Here is a 713-nt window from a genome sequence, read left to right as displayed (position 1 = left end):
TGTCCAGATGTGGTTCAAGCATTGAACTTGATTGCGATCAACAATCCAAATACCACTACTACCATGATTGATGGTGCATTCTTCCAAGATGAAGTGGAACAACGCAAAATCTTGGCCGTTCCAATGGTGTTCCAAGATGATCAACATATTGGTCAAGGTCGTATGACTTTGGAAGAAATCATTGCCAAGTTAGACAGTAACTCCGCGGAAAAAGATGCAGCAGCGATCAATGCCAAAGATGCTTTTGATGTGTTGGTGATCGGTGGTGGTCCAGCAGGCGCGACCGCAGCGATCTATGCAGCACGTAAAGGGATTCATACTGGTATCGTGTCGGAACGCTTTGGTGGTCAGGTCATGGACACCATGGATATCGAAAACTTTACCTCTGTACAAAAAACACAGGGTCCAAAGTTTGCTGCTGAGATGGAAGCACATGTACGTGAATATGATGTGGATATCATGAATTTGCAGCGTGTCAGCAAAATTATTGGTGCAGATCAAACGGCGACAGGCTTGGTCGAAGTTGAACTTGAAAATGGTGCCAAACTTGAATCAAAAACCATCATTCTTTCTACAGGTGCACGTTGGAGAGAAATGAATGTCCCAGGTGAAGCAGAATATCGTACTCGTGGTGTCGCATACTGCCCACACTGTGATGGTCCACTGTTCAAGGGCAAACGTGTTGCTGTGATTGGCGGCGGTAACTCTGGTGT

1 protein-coding gene is annotated in these 713 nt (G+C 45.7%); it reads left to right on the top strand.

The genetic code is table 11. From position 1 onward, the window contains the following. Positions 1-713, top strand: a 713-nt coding sequence (locus MMP72_RS15765) for an FAD-dependent oxidoreductase (protein WP_241406214.1), incomplete at both ends; no start/stop codon positions are given.

Origin of the sequence: Acinetobacter sp. NIPH 2699 (genome assembly GCF_022549355.1) — a bacterium.
Lineage (GTDB): Bacteria > Pseudomonadota > Gammaproteobacteria > Pseudomonadales > Moraxellaceae > Acinetobacter.
This window is presented reverse-complemented; position numbering and strand designations above follow the sequence as displayed.